The 21,047-nt window shown below is 68.8% G+C and carries 28 protein-coding genes and 1 other RNA gene; 14 read left to right on the forward strand and 15 right to left on the reverse strand.

What is annotated here, in order from left to right; translation table 11 throughout:
- The first annotated feature begins 21 nt into the window (after positions 1–21).
- Both aroA and cmk read left to right on the forward strand, forming a co-directional pair.
- Positions 22–1,353, forward strand: a complete 1,332-nt coding sequence (gene aroA / locus ACTZQ5_RS03420; protein ID WP_443583762.1) for a 3-phosphoshikimate 1-carboxyvinyltransferase — start codon at positions 22–24, stop codon at positions 1,351–1,353.
- The gene (gene cmk, locus ACTZQ5_RS03425) at positions 1,354–1,983 is read left to right on the forward strand and encodes a (d)CMP kinase (protein ID WP_443583763.1); all 630 of its coding nucleotides are present in this window, start codon (positions 1,354–1,356) and stop codon (positions 1,981–1,983) included.
- On the opposite strand, the gene ACTZQ5_RS03430 is transcribed toward cmk, so the two are convergent.
- The 3 genes from ACTZQ5_RS03430 to pspF form a co-directional block, all read right to left on the reverse strand.
- A complete protein-coding gene (locus ACTZQ5_RS03430) occupies positions 1,980–2,729 on the reverse strand; it encodes a MauE/DoxX family redox-associated membrane protein (RefSeq protein ID WP_443583764.1) in 750 nt (249 codons plus the stop codon). The two genes, cmk and ACTZQ5_RS03430, sit on opposite strands and share 4 nt — an antisense overlap.
- Before the next feature lie 112 nt (positions 2,730–2,841).
- Positions 2,842–3,447 carry a superoxide dismutase gene (locus ACTZQ5_RS03435; RefSeq protein WP_443583765.1) on the reverse strand — a complete coding sequence of 202 codons (606 nt, stop codon included), beginning with the start codon at positions 3,445–3,447 and terminating at the stop codon, positions 2,842–2,844.
- Between the two features lie 145 nt (positions 3,448–3,592).
- Positions 3,593–4,636 (reverse strand): phage shock protein operon transcriptional activator, encoded by a 1,044-nt coding sequence (gene pspF, locus ACTZQ5_RS03440; RefSeq protein WP_443583766.1) that lies wholly within the window; start codon positions 4,634–4,636, stop codon positions 3,593–3,595.
- Positions 4,637–4,809: 173 nt separating this feature from the next.
- Between pspF and ACTZQ5_RS03445 the strand changes: the two genes are divergently transcribed.
- From ACTZQ5_RS03445 to ACTZQ5_RS03490, 10 genes are all read left to right on the forward strand, one after another.
- Entirely contained in the window at positions 4,810–4,950 is a 141-nt protein-coding gene (locus ACTZQ5_RS03445; protein WP_443583767.1) for a hypothetical protein, read from the forward strand.
- 75 nt (positions 4,951–5,025) lie between these two features.
- A complete protein-coding gene (gene pspA / locus ACTZQ5_RS03450) occupies positions 5,026–5,706 on the forward strand; it encodes a phage shock protein PspA (RefSeq protein ID WP_443583768.1) in 681 nt (226 codons plus the stop codon).
- Between the two features lies 1 nt (position 5,707).
- Complete coding sequence (gene pspB / locus ACTZQ5_RS03455) at positions 5,708–5,965, forward strand: envelope stress response membrane protein PspB (RefSeq protein WP_443583769.1); 258 nt, start codon at positions 5,708–5,710, stop codon at positions 5,963–5,965.
- Position 5,966: 1 nt separating this feature from the next.
- Positions 5,967–6,341 carry an envelope stress response membrane protein PspC gene (pspC, locus tag ACTZQ5_RS03460; RefSeq protein WP_443583770.1) on the forward strand — a complete coding sequence of 125 codons (375 nt, stop codon included), beginning with the start codon at positions 5,967–5,969 and terminating at the stop codon, positions 6,339–6,341.
- Between the two features lie 28 nt (positions 6,342–6,369).
- On the forward strand, positions 6,370–6,681 hold the full coding sequence (locus ACTZQ5_RS03465) for a hypothetical protein (protein WP_443583771.1): 312 nt from the start codon (positions 6,370–6,372) through the stop codon (positions 6,679–6,681).
- Between the two features lie 11 nt (positions 6,682–6,692).
- Entirely contained in the window at positions 6,693–6,962 is a 270-nt protein-coding gene (locus ACTZQ5_RS03470; protein WP_443583772.1) for a hypothetical protein, read from the forward strand.
- A 1-nt stretch (position 6,963) separates the two neighbouring features.
- Entirely contained in the window at positions 6,964–7,245 is a 282-nt protein-coding gene (locus tag ACTZQ5_RS03475; protein ID WP_443583773.1) for a hypothetical protein, read from the forward strand.
- A gap of 56 nt (positions 7,246–7,301) precedes the next feature.
- Positions 7,302–7,532 (forward strand): hypothetical protein, encoded by a 231-nt coding sequence (locus ACTZQ5_RS03480; protein ID WP_443583774.1) that lies wholly within the window; start codon positions 7,302–7,304, stop codon positions 7,530–7,532.
- Between the two features lie 11 nt (positions 7,533–7,543).
- Entirely contained in the window at positions 7,544–7,780 is a 237-nt protein-coding gene (locus ACTZQ5_RS03485) for a hypothetical protein (RefSeq protein ID WP_443583775.1), read from the forward strand.
- A gap of 63 nt (positions 7,781–7,843) precedes the next feature.
- Positions 7,844–8,248 carry a SufE family protein gene (locus tag ACTZQ5_RS03490; protein WP_443583776.1) on the forward strand — a complete coding sequence of 135 codons (405 nt, stop codon included), beginning with the start codon at positions 7,844–7,846 and terminating at the stop codon, positions 8,246–8,248.
- A gap of 602 nt (positions 8,249–8,850) precedes the next feature.
- On the opposite strand, the gene ACTZQ5_RS03495 is transcribed toward ACTZQ5_RS03490, so the two are convergent.
- The 12 genes from ACTZQ5_RS03495 to ACTZQ5_RS03550 form a co-directional block, all read right to left on the reverse strand.
- Positions 8,851–9,156 (reverse strand): (2Fe-2S) ferredoxin domain-containing protein, encoded by a 306-nt coding sequence (locus ACTZQ5_RS03495; protein WP_443583777.1) that lies wholly within the window; start codon positions 9,154–9,156, stop codon positions 8,851–8,853.
- Positions 9,141–9,680, reverse strand: coding sequence for a J domain-containing protein (locus tag ACTZQ5_RS03500; RefSeq protein WP_443583778.1), 540 nt, complete (start codon positions 9,678–9,680; stop codon positions 9,141–9,143). The genes ACTZQ5_RS03495 and ACTZQ5_RS03500 overlap by 16 nt, the downstream gene beginning before the upstream one ends.
- A 46-nt stretch (positions 9,681–9,726) precedes the next feature.
- On the reverse strand, positions 9,727–11,673 hold the full coding sequence (locus ACTZQ5_RS03505; RefSeq protein WP_443583779.1) for a hypothetical protein: 1,947 nt from the start codon (positions 11,671–11,673) through the stop codon (positions 9,727–9,729).
- 47 nt (positions 11,674–11,720) lie between these two features.
- Positions 11,721–12,088, reverse strand: an RNA gene (rnpB, locus tag ACTZQ5_RS03510) — RNase P RNA component class A.
- Positions 12,089–12,099: 11 nt separating this feature from the next.
- Positions 12,100–12,789 carry an N-acetylmuramoyl-L-alanine amidase gene (locus ACTZQ5_RS03515; RefSeq protein ID WP_443583780.1) on the reverse strand — a complete coding sequence of 230 codons (690 nt, stop codon included), beginning with the start codon at positions 12,787–12,789 and terminating at the stop codon, positions 12,100–12,102.
- Positions 12,790–12,831: 42 nt separating this feature from the next.
- Positions 12,832–13,674 (reverse strand): CheR family methyltransferase, encoded by an 843-nt coding sequence (locus ACTZQ5_RS03520; protein ID WP_443583781.1) that lies wholly within the window; start codon positions 13,672–13,674, stop codon positions 12,832–12,834.
- Positions 13,671–14,744: a chemotaxis protein CheB gene (locus ACTZQ5_RS03525; protein WP_443583782.1), complete on the reverse strand. Its 1,074-nt coding sequence runs from the start codon at positions 14,742–14,744 to the stop codon at positions 13,671–13,673. Before ACTZQ5_RS03525 ends, ACTZQ5_RS03520 begins: the two co-directional genes overlap by 4 nt.
- A 16-nt stretch (positions 14,745–14,760) precedes the next feature.
- Positions 14,761–15,126, reverse strand: a complete 366-nt coding sequence (locus ACTZQ5_RS03530; protein ID WP_443583783.1) for a response regulator — start codon at positions 15,124–15,126, stop codon at positions 14,761–14,763.
- A 67-nt stretch (positions 15,127–15,193) separates the two neighbouring features.
- Positions 15,194–15,619, reverse strand: coding sequence for a chemotaxis protein CheW (locus ACTZQ5_RS03535; protein WP_443583784.1), 426 nt, complete (start codon positions 15,617–15,619; stop codon positions 15,194–15,196).
- Entirely contained in the window at positions 15,619–17,913 is a 2,295-nt protein-coding gene (locus ACTZQ5_RS03540; RefSeq protein ID WP_443583785.1) for a chemotaxis protein CheA, read from the reverse strand. Before ACTZQ5_RS03540 ends, ACTZQ5_RS03535 begins: the two co-directional genes overlap by 1 nt.
- 72 nt (positions 17,914–17,985) lie before the next feature.
- Positions 17,986–18,630 (reverse strand): histidine phosphotransferase family protein, encoded by a 645-nt coding sequence (locus ACTZQ5_RS03545; protein ID WP_443583786.1) that lies wholly within the window; start codon positions 18,628–18,630, stop codon positions 17,986–17,988.
- Between the two features lie 80 nt (positions 18,631–18,710).
- A complete protein-coding gene (locus ACTZQ5_RS03550; protein WP_443583787.1) occupies positions 18,711–19,112 on the reverse strand; it encodes a M67 family metallopeptidase in 402 nt (133 codons plus the stop codon).
- A gap of 17 nt (positions 19,113–19,129) precedes the next feature.
- Between ACTZQ5_RS03550 and ACTZQ5_RS03555 the strand changes: the two genes are divergently transcribed.
- Together ACTZQ5_RS03555 and rpoH are read left to right on the forward strand one after the other, a co-directional pair.
- Complete coding sequence (locus ACTZQ5_RS03555) at positions 19,130–20,077, forward strand: RluA family pseudouridine synthase (protein WP_443583788.1); 948 nt, start codon at positions 19,130–19,132, stop codon at positions 20,075–20,077.
- A 63-nt stretch (positions 20,078–20,140) separates the two neighbouring features.
- Positions 20,141–21,046: an RNA polymerase sigma factor RpoH gene (gene rpoH / locus ACTZQ5_RS03560; protein ID WP_443583789.1), complete on the forward strand. Its 906-nt coding sequence runs from the start codon at positions 20,141–20,143 to the stop codon at positions 21,044–21,046.
- Position 21,047: the final 1 nt, after the last annotated feature.

Raw genomic sequence — 21,047 nt, forward strand, 5'->3', positions numbered from 1 at the left:
GCTGTCAAAGCCCTCGGCCCTATGGCGCATTCCTCCCCTCCCCAGCCGCGCAGCATCGCGCCGCGCGGGCCGCTCACCGGCACGCTCACCGTTCCCGGCGACAAGTCGATCAGCCACCGGTCGCTGATGTTCGCGGCGCTGGCGGTCGGCACCAGCCGGATCAGCGGCCTGCTGGAGGGCGAGGACGTGCTCGCCACCGCCGCCGCGCTGCGCGCGATGGGCGCGACGATCGAGCGCACCGGCGACGGCGAATGGCGGGTCGACGGCGTCGGCGTCGGCGGGTTGCTGCAACCCGCGCAGGCGCTCGACATGGGCAACAGCGGCACCTCGACGCGGCTGCTGATGGGCCTCGTCGCCAGCCACCCGATCACCGCGACCTTCACCGGCGATGCCTCGCTGTCCGCCCGGCCGATGGGCCGCGTGATCGAGCCGCTGGCGCAGATGGGCGCTGACATCACCGCCAGCCCCGGCGGCAAGCTGCCGCTGATGGTGCGCGGCCTGACGCCGGCCGTGCCGATCACCTACACGCTGCCGGTCGCCTCCGCGCAGGTGAAGTCGGCGGTGCTGCTCGCCGGCCTCAACACCCCCGGCCTCACCCGCGTGGTCGAGCCGGTGGCGACGCGCGACCACAGCGAGCGGATGCTGCGCGGCTTCGGCGCCGACCTGACCGTCGAGGACAGCGACGCAGGCCGCGTCATCACGCTGCGCGGCGAGGCGGAGCTGAAGCCGCAGACGATCACCGTGCCCGGCGATCCCTCGTCGGCCGGTTTCTGGCTGGTCGCCGCCTCGATCGTGCCGGGATCGGACCTCGTCGTGCGCAACGTCGGCCTAAACCCGACGCGCACCGGGCTGATCGCGGCGTTGCGGCTGATGGGCGCCGACATCACCGAACTGGACGCGCGCGAGGTCGGCGGCGAGCCGGTCGCCGACCTACGCGTCCGCCACGCTCCGCTCACCGCGATCGAGGTGCCGCCGGATCTCGCGCCGAGCATGATCGACGAATATCCGGTGCTGTTCGTCGCCGCCGCCTTCGCCGCCGGGCGCACGGTGGCGCGCGGCGCGCATGAATTGCGGGTCAAGGAATCGGACCGGATCGCCGCGATGCGCGCTGCGCTGGAGGCCTGCGGCGTACCTTGCGAGGAATATGACGACGGCCTTGCCGTCACCGGCACCGGCGGCGGTGCCATTCCGGGCGGCGCGACGATCGCCTCGCTGCTCGACCACCGTATCGCGATGAGCATGAGCGTCGCCGGCCTGCACGCCGCAGCGCCGGTCGCGATCGACGATGCCAGCCCGGTGGCCACCAGCTATCCCGTGTTCTATCAAACGCTTGACGCAGTGACGGGAGCGTAGATGATTATCGCGGTGGATGGCCCGGCCGCATCGGGCAAGGGCACGATCGCACGGGCGCTGGCGCGCCATTACGGCTTGCCGCACCTCGACACCGGCCTGCTCTATCGCGCGGTGGCGCTGACCGTTGAGCGGCTGGAGCTCGATCCGGCGCGGGAAGCGGATGCGGTGGCCGCCTGCGATTTCGACGAGAGCCTGCTCGCCGATCCCGCGCTGCGCAGCGATGCGGTCGGCCAGCGTGCCTCGATCGTCTCCGCGCATCCGCTGGTCCGTGCCGCACTGCTCCAGCGGCAGAAGCGCTTCGCCCGCCAGCCCGGCGGAGCGGTGCTCGACGGGCGCGACATCGGCACGGTGATCGCGCCCGACGCCGACGCCAAGCTGTTCGTCAAGGCGAGCGCCCATGTCCGCGCGACGCGCCGCCACAAGGAACTGACCGGCCACGGCGCCGACGTCGCCTTCGACCAGGTGCTCGCCGATATCCGCGCCCGCGACGCACGCGATTCGGCGCGCTCGGTCGCACCGCTGACCATGGCCGCCGACGCCGCGCTGCTCGACACGAGCGCGCTGACCATCGAGGCAAGCGTCGCCCGCGCGATCGCGCTGGTCGATGCGCGGGTGGCGGGGCGCGGTTAGAGCGCCAGCGCCATCCAGATCGCCATGGCGATCATCATCAGGTTCTCGGTCAGCGACAGGAAGCCGAGCGGCACGTTGCTGCCCCCGCCGACGCAGGCGCATTTCAACTCGCGCCGGTCGACATACACCGCCTTGACCACCGACACCGCGCCCACCGTGCCGATGAACAGCGCGATCGGCACCGACAGCCACGTCACCACGCGCCCGATCATCAGCACGCCCGCCAGCCCCTCGGCGAAGGGATACAGGTAGGAATAGCGCACCCAGCGCCGCGCCAGCAGGTCGTAGTTGAGGAACATCGTCGCAAAGCTTTCGATGTTCTGCAGCTTCATCAGCGCCAGCACCGCCATGCTGAAGCCGATGAACCATTCCGCACCGCGTACGGTCAGCGGCGTGCCGTAGACGCCATAGCTCGCCGCCGCGGCCATCAGCGCGGTCATCGCAAACAGCGCCAGCACCGGCGTATAGCTGGTCGCCTTGGGATCGGGCACCGACTTGCCGAAGAAGCGCCGCACGTCGTCGTAGCCGCCGATCCGCTGGCCGCCGATGAAGGTCTGCGGCGTCGTCTTGACACCATGCTCCGCCTTGAACGCGTCGGTCGCCTCGCGCGTCGTCAGCCACTTGTCCTCGACCGCATAGCCCTGCCGCCGCAACAGGTCCCGCGCCTTCAGGCCGAACGGGCAGATGTGCGTCGGCATGACCATGCGATAGAGGGTGGCGACGCGGGGTTCGGCGGAAGCGGTCATGGCAAGCGGCCCTGGCTGGAAACATCCGATATGGGGACGGTGGAGCCGACATGAAAAGGCCCCCGCTCCGTGTCGCAGCGGGGGCCGTTTCGGGTCACGTGGCGGATAAGGATCAGGCCGCGTCGAACCGCTTGCCTGCCTCGTCCCAGTTCACCACGTCCCACCACGCCTTGAGATAGCCGGGGCGGTCGTTCTTGTAGGTGAGGTAATAGGCGTGTTCCCACACGTCGTTGCCGAGGATGGGCGTGCCCTTGTCCTTGGCGTCGTCCATCAGGGGATTGTCCTGATTGGGGGTCGAGGTGACCTTGAGCGCGCCGGACGCATCCTTGATGATCCAGGCCCAGCCCGAACCGAACTGGCCGGCGCCCTTGGTGTTGAAGTCTTCCTTCAGCGTGTCGAGCCCGCCATAGGCGTCGATCGCCTCCTTCAGCGCGCCGGACGGCTGGGTCGAGCCCTTCGGCCCCATGATCTTCCAGAAGAAGTCGTGGTTCCAATAGCCGCCGCCGTTGTTGCGGACGAGCGCGGGCAGCGACGAGATGCGGCCGAGGATGTCCTCGATCGACAGGCCTTCCAGCGACGGATCGGCGGCGACGCCCTCGTTCAGCTTGGCGGTATAGGCCGCATGGTGCTTGTCGTGGTGGAAGGTCATCGTCTCCTTCGAGATGACCGGTTCCAGCGCATCATAATCGTAGGGCAGCGGCGGCAGTTCGAATGCCATGGCATGATCTCCTTTTTGGAAGAAACGGGGTCGTCCCCGCCTCAACGCGAGACGCGGCCTAACGCTCCCACGCCGTTACGCAAGCGTGATGAACAGGGCGTCGCCCCAGCCTGCGCCGGGGTGGTGGACCGATCACGACGCGCGGCTAGCCGCCCGCGTTGATGAGATCGTGTCGCCGCAGCGCGTGGCGAAGCTGGTCGTAGCTGAGGCCCAGTGCCTCGGCGGTGACGCGCTGGTTGAAGCGGTTCTCGGCAAGTGCGCGGGCGAGCAGTTCGCGTTCGAAGCGGGCGACGCGCGACTTGAAGTCCGAAGGGCCGGTGTCGCAGGCGACCACGGGATCGTCCTCCACCTGGGGTGCGGCGGCGGGGGCGGGCGTGCCCTCCTGCGCCGAACGCGCGGGCGCCTGCCCCTGCGGGCGGTAGGGCGAGGCGAAGGGGTCGATCTCGATCGAATCCACCGCGCCCTCGCCGTCCCAGCGATAGACCGCGCGCTCGACGACGTTGCGCAACTCGCGCACGTTGCCCGGCCAGCGGTGGGTCAGCAGCTGGTCGATCGCCCGCGGTCCGAAGCCGGGCCAGCGCTCCCAACCGATCTCCGATGCCATCCGCCGTCCGAAATGATCGGCCAGCACCGCGATGTCGCCGGCGCGCGCACGGAGCGGCGGCAACGTCACCACCTCGAACGACAATCGGTCGAGCAAGTCGGCGCGGAATTCGTGGGCGTCGACCTTGTCGGGCAGATGCTCGTTGGTCGCCGCGACGATGCGCACGTCGACGCGCAGCGGCCGCGACGATCCGATCCGGTTGATCTCGCCATATTCCACCGCGCGCAGCAGTCGGTCCTGCGCCGCCATCGACAGCGTGCCGAGTTCGTCGAGGAACAGCGTGCCGCCATCCGCCTCCTCGAAGCGGCCGGCGCGCGCCTTGGTCGCGCCGGTGAAGGCGCCCGCCTCATGGCCGAACAATTCGGCCTCGATCAGCGATTCGGGCAGCGCCGCACAGTTCATCACCACCAGCGGCTGGTCCCAGCGCGGCGACAGGCGGTGGAGGCGCTCCGCCACCAGTTCCTTGCCGGTGCCCCGCTCGCCGATCACCAGCACCGGCCGGTCGAGCGCCGCCGCCCGGCTCGCCCGCTCCAGCGCGTCCAGGAAGGCGCCCGATTGCCCGATGACCTGTGTCGTCCGCTGCATCGCCAACATCTGGCGTAAAACGCCAAGCTTGTGCAAGCATTCATCCGTGGTTCATGCGACTAATACACGCGAAACGCCCGGAAAACGGCCGTTTTTGCAATTGGCACGCCTCCTGCAAAGCTCCTGGCATACCGCATCGAGCGGTCCACAGGTTCAAGCTCCGGGAGGTTCCCATGTTCAACACCGAGATCGGCCGCAAGCTCACCGCCATCGTCTGCACCGTCCTGTTCAGCGCGACCTGCGTCGCCGGAGCGGTCGGGCCGGCGACGGGGTATAGCCAGGCCGTCGAGACGGCCGCCCGCCAGACGGCGTAAGCGGCCCGAAACCGGGGCGGGCCACAATCCCTCGCCCGTCCCGGCCATGTTTTCACGCGAGGAGCATCAACACCGATGGGCATCTTTTCCCGCACCCGCGACATCGTCGCCGCCAATTTCGCCGACCTGCTGGAAAAGGCGGAAGACCCGGCGAAGATGATCCGCATGATCATCCTCGAAATGGAGGAAACCCTGGTCGAGGTTCGCGCCTCCGCGGCGCGCACGATCGCCGACCAGAAGGAAATGCGCCGGCACATCAACAAGCTGGATCAGTTGCAGGCGAGCTGGACCGAAAAGGCCGAACTCGCCCTCTCCAAGGATCGCGAGGATCTGGCCAAGGCGGCGCTGGTCGAGAAGCAGAAGGCCGCCGACATGGCCGAACAGCTGATGATCGAGGTGAAGGTGCTCGACGATGCGCTGCGCGCGTCGGAAGAGGATATCGCCAAGCTGCAGAAGAAGCTCAGCGAAGCGCGCACCAAACAGTCCAACGTGCAGACCCGGCTGGAAAGCGCCAACAACCGCTACCGCCTGCGCGAGATGTACGCCGGCCCCAAGACGCACGAGGCGTTCAGCCGCTTCGACGTGCTGGAACGCCGCGTCGACGATGCCGAGGGCCGCGCCGAGGCGATGGGCCTAGGCAGCGGACCCAAGACGCTGGAGGAAGAGATCGCCGAATTGCGCCAGAGCGACAAGGTCGATGCCGAGCTCGCCGCGCTGAAGGCGCGCCTCAACGGCAACACCAACCGGGAGGGGTGAGATGGGATCCGAAATCATCGTCATCCCCGCGATCTTCCTGGGGATGCCGTGGATCATCTTCCATTACATCACCAAGTGGAAGCAGGCGCCAAAGATCACCGACGAGGACGAGCGGCTGCTCGACGAGATGTACAATCTCGCCCGCCGCCTCGAGGAACGCGTCAACACGGTCGAGCGGATCGTCGCCGCCGACAACCCCGACTTCAAGCCGAGCCTGACCGCTCAGCAGCCCCAGTATCAACTCGATCGGAGAAATTGAGATGGCCGCCCGTACCAAATTCTACCTGGACAAGCAGGATGCGAAGTGGATGGGCGTGTGCTCCGGCATCGCCGACTACACCGGCTTCGACCTGACACTGGTCCGCGTCGCGATGATCGTGCTGACGCTGGCGACCTCGGGTTGGGTGTTCGTCGCCTATGTCGCGGCGGGCTGGCTGGCGCCCAAAAAGCCGATCGGCCTCTACGAGACGCAGGAAGACGCCAAGTTCTGGCAGGGCGTCCGCTCCAATCCCAAGCGGTCCACAGCCGAGGTGCGCAGCAAGTTCCGCGACATCGATCGCCGGCTCGCCGACATCGAGCTGCACTACACCAGCCGCAACAGCCGGCTGGCCGAGGAAATCGACAGCCTGCGCTGAGCCGGGCTGGCCAAAGGGGAAGAAAACGATGTCCGACCTTGCTCTGCTGATCCCGATCACCGCCATCGCCATCGGCCCGGTATCGTGGATCGCGAACAACTGGCTCCGCGCCAAACACGGTTACGCACCGCTGGACTACAGAAGCCGCCGCCGCCGGGGCAATGCCCAGGACGGCGGGGATCTCGAGGCCGAGCGCAAGATCATGCTGCTGACCAACGAGAACGACAAGCTGACCGGGCAGGTCGGCCGCCTGGAGGAGCGGATCGCCGTCCTCGAACGCATCGCCACCGATCCCGCCGAGCGCACCGCCCGCGAGATCGAAGCGCTCCGCGACAAATAAGGGACCGCGAGATGAACCCCGAGCATTTCTTCTGCATGGGCCTGGGCGCGCTCATCACGCTCGCCGTCCAATATTACGGCCGGCGCAAGGTCCGCCAGGCGATTGCGGCACCCGACGTCGAGGCCCGGCGCGACATCCAGCTGCTCGATGCCGAGAACGTGCAGCGCATCGGCCAGATCGACCGGCTGCAGGAGCGGCTGGCGACGGTGGAGAGCATCGTCACCGATCGGGCACACCGGCTGGCCTCCGAGATCGACTCCCTCCGGATCAAGGCGAACTGACATGTCTCCTTTGCTCATTCCGATGCTCGCCTTGTCGATCCCGATCGTCGCGATCATCGGCGGCGTCTTCATCAAGCCCTGGTTCGCCCTGCAGGAGCGCCGCATGGAGATCGAGGCGAGCAAGGTCGCCGAAAAGGCCGCGCAATATGCCGCGCAGACCGAGCGGCTGGAGGAGCGCGTCCGCGTCCTCGAACGCATCGTGACCGATCGCGGCGCCGATTTGGCGCAGGAGATCGAGGCGCTGCGCGACGAACGCCCCGCCGCTCGCCTGCCGATCAACTGACCCCCTGCCGATCAACTGACCCATAGTCGAAAGGCTCGACCATGAATCCCGCAGAGATGATCGTCGCGATCGTGGCGCTGGTGGTGATCGGCGGCGTGCTCCGCGCCCGCTTCGCCGCCCACGCGCCCCGCGACACCGCGGCATCGCCGTCCGACCCCGACGCGCGCCGCCTCGCCCAAGACGTGCAGCAACTGAAGGAGCGCATCCAGGTGCTGGAGCGCGTCATCACCGACAACCGCCGCAGCGTCGATCTCGACTCCGAGATCGAACGGCTGCGGAACCGCTGAGGAGGCGGACCATGACCGACCCCAATGTGTATCTCACCGTGTCGCTCTCGTCGCTCGCCGGGCTGGCGATGGTCACCAGCGCAGGGCTCTCGGGCTGGCGCAGCTGGCTGGCGCTGAAGCACCAGCAGCTCGACCAGATCGACGAAGCGCTGCCCCCCGCGCCCTCCGCCGGATCGCGGATCGAGATCGCCGACCTGAAGGAGCGCATCCGCAAGCTGGAGGCGATCGCCGCGGGCGTCGAGCTGTAGGGACGAGCAGGCGGCGCCACCGCCCGCTTGCCCCCTCCCCGCCCCGCCTGTACCGCGCCGGCCATGACCAGCATCGCCGAAATCCGCGAAGAGTATGAATTCCTCGATGCCGACGACCGCTATCGGCTGCTGATCGACCTCGGCCGTGCGCTGGAACCGATGCCGGATGCGCTCAAGACCGAAACGACGCTGGTGCGCGGCTGCTCCGCCTCGGTGTGGGTGTATCCGACGCGGCGCGAGGACGGCACGCTGCATTTCCTCGCCGACAGCAATGCCGCGATCACCAAGGGGATCATCGCCCTCGTCCTGCTGACCGTGCAGGACGCGACGCCCGAGACGATCGTCGCCGCCGATATCGAGGGCGCGCTGGCGCCATTCGACTTACGCAACCAGCTGAGTTCCAACCGGACGCAGGGCATCCCCAATATGATTGCGCTGATCCGCGAAACGGCGGCGCGCTACGTTTGAAGGGAGCGGTGACGAGACGACAGGGCGGATTGCCGATCCACGCGGATCTCTTCGTTCGAGACAAGCGATAGGAGTCTCACCTGTGCTTCGACAGGCTCAGCACGAACGGGGGTGGCTGGCGTGCCCGACGCCAAGCGATCCGGGTGCCGTGAGCGGATGCCAACAATACGCGTTTGCCCTGAGCCGACGCCAAACAATACCCACTTGCCATGAGCCGACGCCAAACAATACCCGCTCGCCATGAGCCGACGCCAAACAATACCCGCTCGCCATGAGCCGACGCCAAACAATACCCGCTCGCCATGAGCCGACGCCAAACAATACCCACTCGCCATGAGCCGACGCCAAACGCTACCCGCTCGCCGTGAGCAGACGCCAAACAATACCCGCTCGCCATGAGCCGACGCCAAACAATACCCGCTCGCCATGAGCCGACGCCAAACAATACCAGCTCGCCATGAGCCGACGCCAAACAATACCAGCTCGCCATGAGCCAACGCCAAACAACACCCGCTCGCCATGAGCGGGCGCTAAACAATACCCGCTCGCCCTGAGCCTGTCGAAGGGCTGCTCTCCACGAGCTTCATGCCCCGATAGCTCCACTACGGCGCCAGCCGCGCCGCCAGTTCGGCCACATCCGCGCCCTCCCGCACCACCAGCCAGCGCTCGGGCGCGCGGCTGTCGACCAGCACGACGCCTCCCTTGGGGCATATGCCGAGGCAGCGCGTCTCCACCACGCCCAGTGCCGCCTTGCGCCCCGGCTTCAGGCCCAGGATCTTGCGCAGCACCTTGGCGAGCGGGCGACGCCCCTTCTTGCCGAAGCCGCCATCGAGCTTTTTCGAACATCTGCCGCAGACGAGCACGGCCCCCCGCCACTCACTGCGAACGGCGGTCAGCGGGGACGCCACTCGCGTCGCTCCTCCGCCGTCCGCAACACCTCATAGGCGGCTTGTACCGTCTGGAAGCGCACGGCCGCCTGCGCATCGCCCGGCCGCACGTCGGGGTGATTCTCCTTGGCGAGCCGGCGCCATGCCGTCTTCACCGCGTCGAAGTCGGCGTCGCTCTCCAGCCCCAGCGCCTCCAGCGCACGCAATTCGTCGCGCGAGCGGCTGCCGTCGCCGGGGCCGCCCCACGCATAATGGCTGGCATTGGCATAGCCGGATGCGGTGCGGCTCTCCGACGCTTCACGGGCGGCGGCGTCCTCGGCCGACAGCCCTTCGAAATAATTCCAGCCGCGATTGTATTCGGCGGCATGTGCCTCGCAGAAATACCAGCGGTCGGGGCTGTTGGGCGATTTGGGCGCCGGGCAGTTGCCGGGCGCCTCGCAGCCATGACGGTCGCAGAGCCGCACCGTCGTCGCCTCCCGCGCCGAGCCATAGCCACGCCAGCGGGGAAAACCCCAATCGTTCGAACGGGACGGACTGCGCGCCATTCCCGGTCACATAAGCGCTGTGCGGCGCGGGGCAACCTCGTGTCGCTCAGTGCGGTATCCTGAACACGACGTTTCGTGTCTCCGCGCCGCAGGCCAGCGCGCCTTCCGGCCGATAGGTCTTGGCGAAGGTCGACGTGCTCGCCGTCTCCGCCCCGGCTTTGGTGAAGATGAACGGGGGATAGGACACGATCGCACGGGAATTGAGCACCTTGCCATTCGCGGCGATGTCGAACTGCGTGCGGGTGAACCCTTCGAAGCCCCAGGACTGCGCCTCCTCGGGGAAGGCGCCGCCGGTGCGCACCATCTTGGGTGCATCGCCCACCAGCGCGCACTGGCTGGCGGTCAGGCCGGACTTGGCGAACGCCGCCTTGGCCGCCGCATCGTCACCGCGCTGTTGGGCCAGCGAGGCGAGGCGGATCAGCGCGCCCGCGCGCAGCGGATCGGTCGGTGGCAAGGCGGGGTCGGCGACCACCTGATCGAGCAGCGTGGCCACGCGTTCGCTGCCGCTACGCTCGCGATCGGCGAGCAACAGCCGGATCGCCGCACGCGAGCGCGGATCGCCAGCGTAGGGCGCCTGTTCCAGCAGCGGCGCGACCGTGCGGCGGAACGTCGCCGGACGCCAGATGTCGGCACTGGCGTTCATGCGCATTTCCAGATCGAGCGCGAGCTGGGCCGTCGCCGGCGCCTTGCTGGCTTGCGCGAGTTGCAGCGCCGTCGCGGCGAACGCCGTCTTCTCCTCCCGCGGCACCACGGGCGAACGGATGAGCGCGACGAGCGGCGGGAGCGCGGCCGGTCCGCTGCCCGCCGCCGCCAGGGCCGCGCGCTGTGCGGCGAGCGCCTGCGCCGGGTTTTCGGGCTCGTCGGGAATCGGCGCACCACGATCGGCCGACCACGCGATCAGGCTGTCCATCAGCCCGTCGGTGATCGACGGTCGCGGGAAGGCGGCGTTGCAGCGCAGTTCCACCCGCGCATTGTAGCGCAGGAACTTGGGCATCGCCTCCGCCTGCTCGCGGCTCCACGCCCATTGCCGCACCGCGCGCGCGAAGGCGAGCGCCACCGCAGGCCCACCGGCCGCATAGATCGGTTCGGCGAGCAGCACGCTGCCGTCGTCGGCGACGGAGAATTGCACCACCGCCATGTCGGCCGGCTTCAGGCCCGCCTCGCCCCCGCAGTCGGGCGGGGCCATGGCGGCGCCGATGTTGAAGTTCCCCGACGGCACGCGGCCCGCACCGGTCATCGCCATATATTCGCGCGCATCGTCCTTGTTCCCGGACAGCAGCAGCGCCAGCGCCGCGTTGGAGCGGGCCGCGGCATCACGCAGGTCGGTCTTGCTGGTCAGGCCGCCGAGCAGCTTCACCGCCGCCTTGGCCTCGCGCGTCGCGCGCGGCAGGTCGCCGGTGTTGAGCGCCAGGATCGCGCGGGCGGAGGCGAAATCGGCCAGCAAGGGATTGTCCACCTTGTTCGCGGCGATGACCGCATCCGCACGGGTCACCGCGGCCGCCGCGGCGGCGGGATCGGTGAAGGTCGCGGTCTGGATCAGGCCGCGCAGGGCGCCGAGCGTCTCGGCCGGCCCGCCCGCTTCCTGCTCGGCATGGCGATAGGCATCCGCCGCGGTCGCGAAATCGGTGCTCGCCTGCGCCACGCCGGCAAGATTGGAATAAGCGTCGTACCGATCCTGGCGCAACGTCTTATCGCCGGTCGGCAACAGGGCCAGTCCGGCCCGCGCCGCAGCCACGCCCTCGTCACGGCGATCGAGCGCGATCAGCACCGCGCTCTTGCGGACCAGCACGATGCCACGGCTGCGCGGATTGCCTCCGACCCGCGCCTCCATCGCCTGCCACGCGGCCAGCCCGGCGGCCTTGTCAGGCCCCGCCGACAGCTTTTCGGCAGCCTCGAACGCCTGTTGCACGCTGAGCGCCGGTTGCTGCTGCGCCGCCGCGAGGCCACCGATCGCCGCGCCTGCCAGCGCCATCGCCATCACCACCGTGCGCATCTCTTCCCCCCCTGTGCCCGGTGCGACCGTGGAACAGGCAGGCGGGAAATGCCAGAAGGTCTGTAAGCCGGGTTCTGTCCTTTCCCACATAGGGAAATGGGCGACCATTCCTCTAGGACGACGCTTGCGCGCCGCCTCCAGCAACCAACCCGGACGACGAGCTGGAACGAAGCCCGTATGCCGTCCCTATTCGGTTTTGCTCCCGGTGGGGTTTGCCATGCCGCTTCCGTTACCGGTCGCGCGGTGCGCTCTTACCGCACCCTTTCACCCTGGCGTGGCCGAAGCCGTCGCCGTCTGCTCTCTGTGGCACTGTCCCTGGGGTCGCCCCCGCCGGGCGTTACCCGGCACCGTCGTTCCGCGGAGCCCGGACTTTCCTCGCGCACCCGAAGGTGCCCGCGGCCGCCCGACCCTCTGACCCGCAGGTCCTTACTCATCCCCCTGCGGTTTGGGAAGCAGCAGCGCGAGCAGGATCATCCGGCATTCGGCGTCGATCTCGCCGTCGATCAGCTCGGGGCGGAACCGGCGCTGGAACGCCATGATCGCCGCCATCGGCTCGGCGACGTCATAGCCGAACCGCTCCAGCGCCAGCAGGAATCCGCCCTGCGTCCACTGCGGGTCCATCAGGTTGCGCGTCGGCCGCGGCAGCGCCAGCCGCAGCCTGGCGAGCCGCGCCCAGGGAAACAGCTCGCCGGGGTCGCGCTTGCGGGTCGGCGCGATATCGGAATGGCCGACCACGTTGCCACGGGTGATGCCGTGCCGTTCCTTGATCGCCGCGACCAGCGGCACCAGCGCGTCGATCTGTTCCTCGGCAAAGGGGCGATAGCCCCATTCGTGCCCCGGATTGACGATCTCGATGCCGACGCTCGCCGAATTGACGTCGGTCACCCCGCGCCAGTGCGATCGCCCCGCATGCCACGCGCGCTGCGTTTCCGCGACCAGCCGGCAGACGGTGCCGTCCTCCTCGACCAGATAGTGCGCCGACACCTTCGCTTCGGGATCGCGCAGCCGCGCCAGCGCGGACGGGCCGTCCTGCATCCCGGTGTAATGAAGCACGATCATGCTGATCGGCAGCGTCCGCTCGTCGAAGTTCGGCGAGGGCGTGTCGAGGATGGTCATGCTCACGTCTTAGCCGAGCCTGCCGGCACGCGTAAGGGGGACTTAGGCGGCGACCCGTCCCGTCTTGGCCACCGCGCCGGTGCGCTCGTAGAAGCCGCGCAAGGCACGGCTCGGTTCGAAGGCGGTCGTCTGCCCGATCACCGTCTCGCCGGCGCCCAGCACCAGGATGCCCCCCGGCCGCACCGCCCCGGCGAAGCGGTCGAAGACCTGCGCCTTGGTCCCGGCCGACAGGTAGAGCAGGACATTGCGGCACAGCAGCACGTCGAACTGCCCCGCCAGCGGCCGGTCGGCGACCAGATTGTGCCGGCGCACCGACACCAGCCGGGTGAGCTCCGGCCGCGCCGCCCAATCGGCGCCATCCGATTCGAACCAGCGCATCATCCGCCGGATCGGCAGGCCGCGCTGGATCTCGAACTGGCTGTATTTGCCGGCACGGGCGCGCACCACCGCGGCGTCGGAAACGTCGGTGGCGACGATCTCCGGCATCGGCCGCCCGGCTTCCGCCCGCTCGGCGAAGAGCATGGCCAGCGACAAAGGCTCCTGCCCGGTCGAACAGCCCGCGCACCAGATCCGCGCGCGCCGCCCCTGCGCTTCCGCCGCCTCGATCGCCTGCACCACCATGTCGAACACCGGCGCATCGCGGAAGAACGAGGTTTCGCCATTCAGCAGCGCATCGACGATCTGGTCGCCGATGCCGGCATCCTGCCCGTCGAGCAGCAACGCCACCAGCTGGTCGAGCGTGTCGAGCCCGCGCTCGCGCAGCAACGGCTTCAGCGCGGTGTCGACCCGCCACGACCGGTAGCTGGAGATCTGCTGCCCGGTCCGCGCCTCCAGCAAGGCGCCGAAGACGTTGAGCGCGACCTGGGATGGCGCCGCGCCGGTCATGGCCGCGCCCTTGCCGCGGCCAGCCGGCCGATCGCCTCGGGGCTCATCACCGCATCGGCATAGCCGCCGTCGGCGACCGCGCGCGGCATGCCCCAGATCACCGAGCTCGCCTGATCCTGCACCACCACGCATCCCCCCGCCTGATGCACCTGCCGTGCGCCCTCGGCACCGTCGCGGCCCATGCCGCTCAGCACGACGGCGAGCATGCGCGGGCCGAACACCCCGGCCATCGAGGCGAACATCGGATCGACCGACGGCATGCAGCCGCTGGCGCTGGGTTCGGCGCTGAGCCGGATTGCGGTCGATCCGTCCGCCAGCGGCACGCAGCGCATGTGCGCCTCCCCCGGTGCGACGACGATGCGGCCGGGGCGCAGCCGCAGCCGGTCGACCGCCACCTCGCACGGCCGGTTCGCGATCACCGCGATCTGCGCCGCGAAATAGGGCATGAAGGATGCGGGCAGATGCTGGGTGATGAGGATCGGCAGCCGGAACTCCGCCGGGATCGCGCGCAGCATCAGGGTGAGCGCGTGGATGCCGCCGGTCGAGGCGCCGATCGCCACCACGTCGTAATCCTCGCTCGCGGCGCGCGGCTTCGGCGCGGACGGGCGCGGGGCCGGCATCGGCGGTGCCGGCGGCGCATCGCCGTCGCTCAGCCGGTCGAGCTTGTCGATCAGCGCGTCGCCGAACTGGCCCATGCGCTCGCCGGTGCCCGGCTTCAGCAGCGTGTCCGCCGCGCCCAGCGCCAGCGCCTGCACCGTCGTGGCGGCCCCTTCGCTCGCCTGGCCGGAGACGATTAGCACGCGGGCGCCCTGCCCGGCGGCGATCAGGTCCGGCAGCGCGGTCAAGCCGTCGACGCCGGGCATCTGCACGTCGAGCAGCACGAACGCGACCCGCTCGCGCGCCAGGAACGTCAGCGCGGCGGCCGCGGTGCTGACGCTGGCTGCGACGACGAAGCGGCCGGTCGCACCGATGATCCGCTCCATCACGGCACGCGCCACCGCCGAATCGTCGACGATCAGCACGCGCGGGTGGGGCGGCTCCGCCAGCAGGGATCGCGACGCGGTCGCCATCGGGGTTCTCCCCGCCTCAGGCCATGCCGACGATCTGGAGCTTCGATTCCAGCGTGTCGCGGTCGAACGGCTTCATGACATATTCGTCGGCGCCCGCCTCGATCGCGGCGCGGATATAGGCCATGCCGTTTTCCGTGGTGCAGAACACCACCTTGGGGCGCGAGGCGATGCTGGCATCGCGCAGCGCGCGCAGGAAATCCATGCCGCTCATCACCGGCATGTTCCAGTCGAGCAGGATCACGTCGGGCGGCGAGGCGAGGCAGGCGTCCAGCGCCTCGCGGCCGTCGCACGCCTCGGTGACGGTGAAGTCCAGCGTTTCCAGGATGTGGCGGGCGACCTTGCGGATCACCTTCGAATCGTCGACGACGAGGCAGGTCTTCATGGATGGGCTTTCTTCACGAGCGGGTAATCGCAAGGGATGGTGGTAACGGCCAAGCGTAAGCGTCGCGTTAAGCCGCGAGCGCAGGCTGGGGCACCAGCGCGGCGAGATCGACGATCAGCATGGGTTCGCCGTCGCGCTCGACCAGGCCGACGCCCACGTCGGCCCAGCCGCGATCGAGTGCGAGGCCTGAAGAGAGCGGCTGGCGTTCGAACAGGGCGACATCCTCCAGCGAATCGACCAGGATCGCATAATGATGCCCGTCGACGCGGGTGATGACCGCGCGCCGGCCGGTGTCCGGCGAGGGTTCGAGGCCCAGCGCGGTGCCGGTGTCGATCACCGTCACCACCCGGCTGCGCAGCGCGACGAGCCCGCGCACCGCCGCTTCGGTCCGCGGCACGGCGACGACATCGGCGATATCGACCACCGAATCGACCTGTCCGGTTTCGATCGCGACGCCCCGCCCGGCGATATGAGCGATCAGGAACAATTCCATCAGCATGCCTCCACCGCATGGGCCAGCGCATCGAGCAGACCGGCACGATCGTAACGATAGACGCTGCCTGTCCCCGCCGCGGCGGCGACCTCGCGCCGCAGCCGGACGATGTTGCGCGCGGCGGCGGGCGCGACCGGCGCATCGTCCATCACCAGCGCGACATCGGCAGGCCCGTCGGCCGGGGGCTGCGCCACGCAGCGATAGCCCGACGCTTCCAGCATCGGGCGCAGGAACGTTTCCATCCAACCGCTGCCGTCGGCCTGCAGCCAGCACAGCCGCCGGCCGGCATTGCCCAGCGATTCGCCCGCGAACAGCGCATGGGCGTCGAGCAGTTCGACCTGTTCGCCCTCGATCATCACCACGCCAGCGACCGGCCCCGCCCCGCGCGCCGGGGCGATGGCGGTCGGCAGGTGGACGATCTCGACGGGTTCGTGGATGGCATAGGCGATCTCGCTCATCCCGTCGGTCAGGCGCAGCACCGGCACCTCCGCCCGCTCGCCGATCGGCGCGGCGGAATGGAGAGGCACCAGGTTGCCGCCGATCGCCAGGCGCATCTGCCCGGCGGTGAAGCGGATCGCGTCGGTCGCCACCGGCTCCACCCGGTCGATCGCGGCGAGCGGCAGCACGCGCCGCTGGCCGTCCAGATCCTCGAACATCAGCGCCGCGACGCCTTCGGCATGGTCCGGCGCCTCCTGCTCCTCATCGGCGGCGGTGCTGCGATGGAAGCGCAGGCCCGCCATCGTCGCGATGCCGGATCCGTCGAGCAGCAGCATCGGCAGGCCCGAATCGGGCAGCGTCTGCCCGGCATAGACGCCCGTCGCCATCACCGCTGGCGCGGCGGGTTTCACCACCAGTTCCTCGGTATCGATCACCTGGTCGATCGCCAGCGCATAATCGCCATCGCGGGTGGAAACGATCGCCAGCGTCCGCTCGTCGCCGTCGCCGATGCCGAGCAGCCGGCCGAGCGACACCAACGGCAAGCGCCGCCCGCGCACGGTCGCGACCTCGGCGTCGCCGATCCGGTCGATCCGCACCGCCTCGCCGCGCACGCGCAGGATCTCGTCCACCGACTGGCGGGCGATGGCGAAGCGCTGGCCGCCGACGCCGACGACGATGGTCGACATGATCGACAGCGTCAGCGGCACGTAGATGACGATCGCCAGCCCCTTGCCCGGCTGGTTGGCCAGGTGGACGCGGCCGCCGATATGTTCGATGTTGGCGCGCACCACGTCCATGCCGACGCCGCGGCCGGAAATGGCGGTCACCGCATCGCGGCTCGACAGGCCGGCGTGGAAGATCAGGTCCAGCCGCGCCGCCATGTCCATCGCCGCCAGTTCGGCCTCGCCGAACAGCTTCTGCGCCTTGGCCTTGGCGACGAGCCGGTCGACATCGATGCCGCGGCCGTCGTCGGCGATCTCGATCAGGATCTGGTTGCCCGATTGGCGTGCCGACACCAGCAGCCGCCCCGCCTCGCGCTTGCCTGCGGCGCGGCGGTCGGCCGGTGCCTCGATGCCGTGGTCCACCGCGTTGCGGATGATGTGGACCAGCGGATCGCGCATCAGCTCGATCATCTCGCGATCCAGTTCGACGTCAGACCCGTCGATGGTCAGCGCGACCTGCTTGCCCAGTTCGGCCGCGGTATCGCGCACCATGCGCGGCAGTGCCGAAAAGAGCGCATCGATCTTCTGCATGCGGGTGCGGGTGACGGTGTCGCGCATCTCGGCGACGGTCAGCGACAGCCGCTCCAGCGCCGCCTCGACCTGCGGGTCGACCTGTTCGTCGCGCAGCCGGCGGGCGAGCTCGTTGCGGGCGAGCACCATCTCCGACATGCCGCTCATCATCCGGTCGAGCAGGTCGACGTTGAGCCGCACCGACCGGTTTGCGGTGCGTACCACCGCGGCAGGCTGCGCCTGCGCGACGGGCTGCGCATCCTCGGCCAGCGCGGCGATCAGCAGGTCCTCGCTCGAATCGTCCAGCGCCGCGCCCGAATCGATCGCCTCGACGATCTCGCCGATCCGGTCGACGATCGCGAGCACCGCGTTGACCAGGTTGGTGTCGGGCGCGCGATGGCCGTCGCGCACCGCCGCCAGCACGTCTTCGGCGGCATGGCTCAGCCGGGCGAGCCGCGGCAGGTCCAGGAACCCGCAGCTGCCCTTTACCGTGTGGACGAAGCGAAAGATCGCATCCAGCCGCGCGCGGTCGGTCGGCGCCGCTTCCCACGCCACGATCTCTCCGGACAGCGATTCCAGAGTCTCCCGCGTCTCGGCAATGAATTCCTGCAGCAGGTCGTCCATAGTCCCCCGCGATTGTCGCAGCGGGGTGATGGCCGATCAGGGGTTAAAGGGGCGTTTACTGGCGCCTCGCGGTCAACCGCCCGCGAAGCTCGCGCCGAAGATCATGACGTTGTCGGCAGGCTCGCTGATCTGCACCGAACCGCCGGCCTGCGTCGCCAGAGTATGGACGAGATAGGCGGCCGCGGCGCGCGGGGTCACGCCGGTCTCGCGCTCGCCGTCGGTCAGCGTCTGGCGCAATTCGGGATCGAGGATGATCCGCGGCCCCTCGATCTTGACGACGACCTCCAGGTGCCCGCCATTCTCCTCGCCGCCGACGTCGAGTGTGCCGCCGCGGACCAGCGCCTCGCTGGCGATCAGCGCCAGGTTGAGCATCACCTTCAGTGCGGGCTTGGACAGCGTCTCCGCCTCGACCCACCAGTTGAAGGTGGTGCGCTTGTTGTCGGCGAGCAGCCCCTCGATCGCCGTCTTGCCCTCGCGACTGTCGACCTGTTCGCCGAAGCCGCCCGCCGCACCGAAGGCGAGGCGGAAGAACTTGAGCTTGTTGGCGGACGCACGCGCGCTTTCGCTCAACAGCTGGAACACGCGGTCGCGCATGTTGGGATCGTTCTCGTCGCCGAGCAGCTCCAGCCCGTTGTTGAGCGCACCCACCGGCGAGAGCAGGTCGTGGCACAGCCGCGAACACAGCAGGCTGGCAAAATCGACCGGGCTGACGGACATGCAATTCCCCTGAATGATCGCGCACAGATGTGGCGGGGTTGAGTCGCGGACGCAAGCCGGCTCGGTTCGGGGCGGCGTGGTCAGCGGCGCAATGCGACCTCTTCGAACCGCCCCGTCACCGGCCCGTCCGCCACGGCACGCCAGGCGCGCACCTCACCCCCCGCCGCGATCAGCCACAGCGAACCGTCGGGCGCGGCGGCCGCAGCGTCACGCGGCGACGGCACGGCATTGCCGCTGGGATGCGAGTGATAGTGGCCGACGATCGTCGCCGCTCCGTTGCGCGCCGCCCGGTGCGCGGCCAGCAGCGCGGCAGGATCGATCTCGAAGTGTCGCGCCGGATCGGCGGCGACGTTGCGGCACGCCGTCACCGCAATAATCCTCTGCGGCGTACCGAACAGCAGGCCGCACACCTCGACTTGCGGCGATGCAGCCGCCGCATCGGCGATGCGCTGGAGGAGCGCGCTTGCAATCTGCACCGTCATCCCCACATCGCTATCGTATGGACCGGGGGGTTTCCATCATTGAAGCGACGATAGCGCCACAGTCCGACGGGTGGCGTCTGGATCGTGCGCTGGCCGAGGCGGTGCCGACCCTGTCGCGCGAACGGCTGAAGGTGCTGATCGCCAGCGGCGCGGTGACCCGCGACGGGCAGATGGTGCGCGATCCGGCCAAGCGCGCGAGTGCGGGCGACCGGCTGGCGGTGGCGGTGCCGAACCCGACGCTGCCGCACAACGAGGCGCAGGATATCCCGCTGGTCGTCGCCTATGAGGACGAGCACCTGATCGTCATCGACAAGCCTGCCGGCCTGGTGGTTCACCCGGCGGCGGGCAATCTCGACGGGACGCTGGTCAACGCGCTGCTGCACCATTGCGACGGAAGCCTGTCCGGGATCGGCGGCGTCGCGCGACCCGGCATCGTCCACCGCATCGACAAGGACACGTCGGGCCTGATGGTCGCCGCCAAGACGGACCGCGCGCACGAGGGGCTGGCCCGACAGTTCCACGATCACAGTATCGACCGGCGCTATCGTGCGATCGTCGGCGGCCTGCCGCGGCCGGCGGAAGGCAAGGTCGATGCCCCCCTCGCCCGCTCGGCGACCAATCGCAAGAAGATCGCCATCGTCGCCGGCGGCAAGCGCGCGGTGACGCATTACCGCACGCTGGAACGGCTGCACGAGGCGGCGCTGGTCGAATGCCGGCTGGAGACGGGGCGGACGCACCAGGTGCGCGTCCATATGGCGTCGATCGGTCATGCCTTGCTAGGCGACCCGGTGTATGGTAGAACAAAGAGTGCTCAAAAGGCGCTTCTCGAAACCCTCGGTTTCCGCCGGCAGGCCTTGCACGCGGCGCATCTGGGGTTCATCCATCCGGTGAAAAGCACCGCTTTGGCCTTCGATAGCCCGATGCCTGCTGACATGCAGGAACTGTTCACCGAGCTTCACGTATAGGTTCGAGCCGTTCGTTACCGCGCTGCGGTAGGAATGCCTCCGCAAGACAAGGGAGATCAGATCATGGCAGCCCGCAGCAACGTCCCCGCGACGATTCCTGCCCTCGGCGGAGAGCAGAGCCTCAACCGCTATCTCGCCGAGATCAAGAAATTCCCCATCCTGCAACCCGAGCAGGAATATATGCTCGCCAAGCGCTTCCAGGAGCATGGCGATACGGAGGCGGCGGCGCAGCTCGTCACCAGCCACCTGCGCCTCGTCGCCAAGATCGCGATGGGCTATCGCGGCTATGGCCTGCCGACGTCCGAACTCATCAGCGAGGGCAACATCGGCCTGATGCAGGGCGTCAAGAAGTTCGAGCCCGACCGCGGCTTCCGCCTCGCCACCTATGCGATGTGGTGGATCCGCGCCTCGATCCAGGAATATATCCTGCGATCGTGGAGCCTGGTGAAGATGGGGACGACCGCGGCGCAGAAGAAGTTGTTCTTCAACCTGCGGCGGATGAAGTCCAAGCTCGATGCGTTCGAGGATGGCGACCTCAGGCCCGAGCATATCACCAAGATCGCCACCGACCTGGGCGTCGCGGAAAGCGATGTCGTCAGCATGAACCGCCGCATGGCGATGGGTGGCGACACGTCGCTCAACGTCTCGATGCGCGAGGATGGCGAGGGCCAGTGGCAGGACTGGCTGCAGGACGATGCGCCGCTGCAGGACGCGGTTGTTGCCGACCAGCAGGAGGCGGACGTTCGCCACACCATGCTGGTCAGCGCGATGGACGACCTCAACGATCGCGAAAAGCACATCCTCACCGAACGCCGCCTGACCGACGATCCCAAGACGCTGGAGGAGCTGAGCCAGGTCTATGGCGTCAGCCGCGAACGCGTCCGCCAGATCGAGGTGCGCGCGTTCGAGAAGCTGCAAAAGGCGATGATGCGCATCGCCGGCGAAAAGCGCCTGCTCGCCGCCGCCTGAC

It is taken from the genome of Sphingomonas cellulosilytica (genome assembly GCF_052321755.1).
Classification (GTDB): Bacteria; Pseudomonadota; Alphaproteobacteria; order Sphingomonadales; family Sphingomonadaceae; genus Sphingomonas.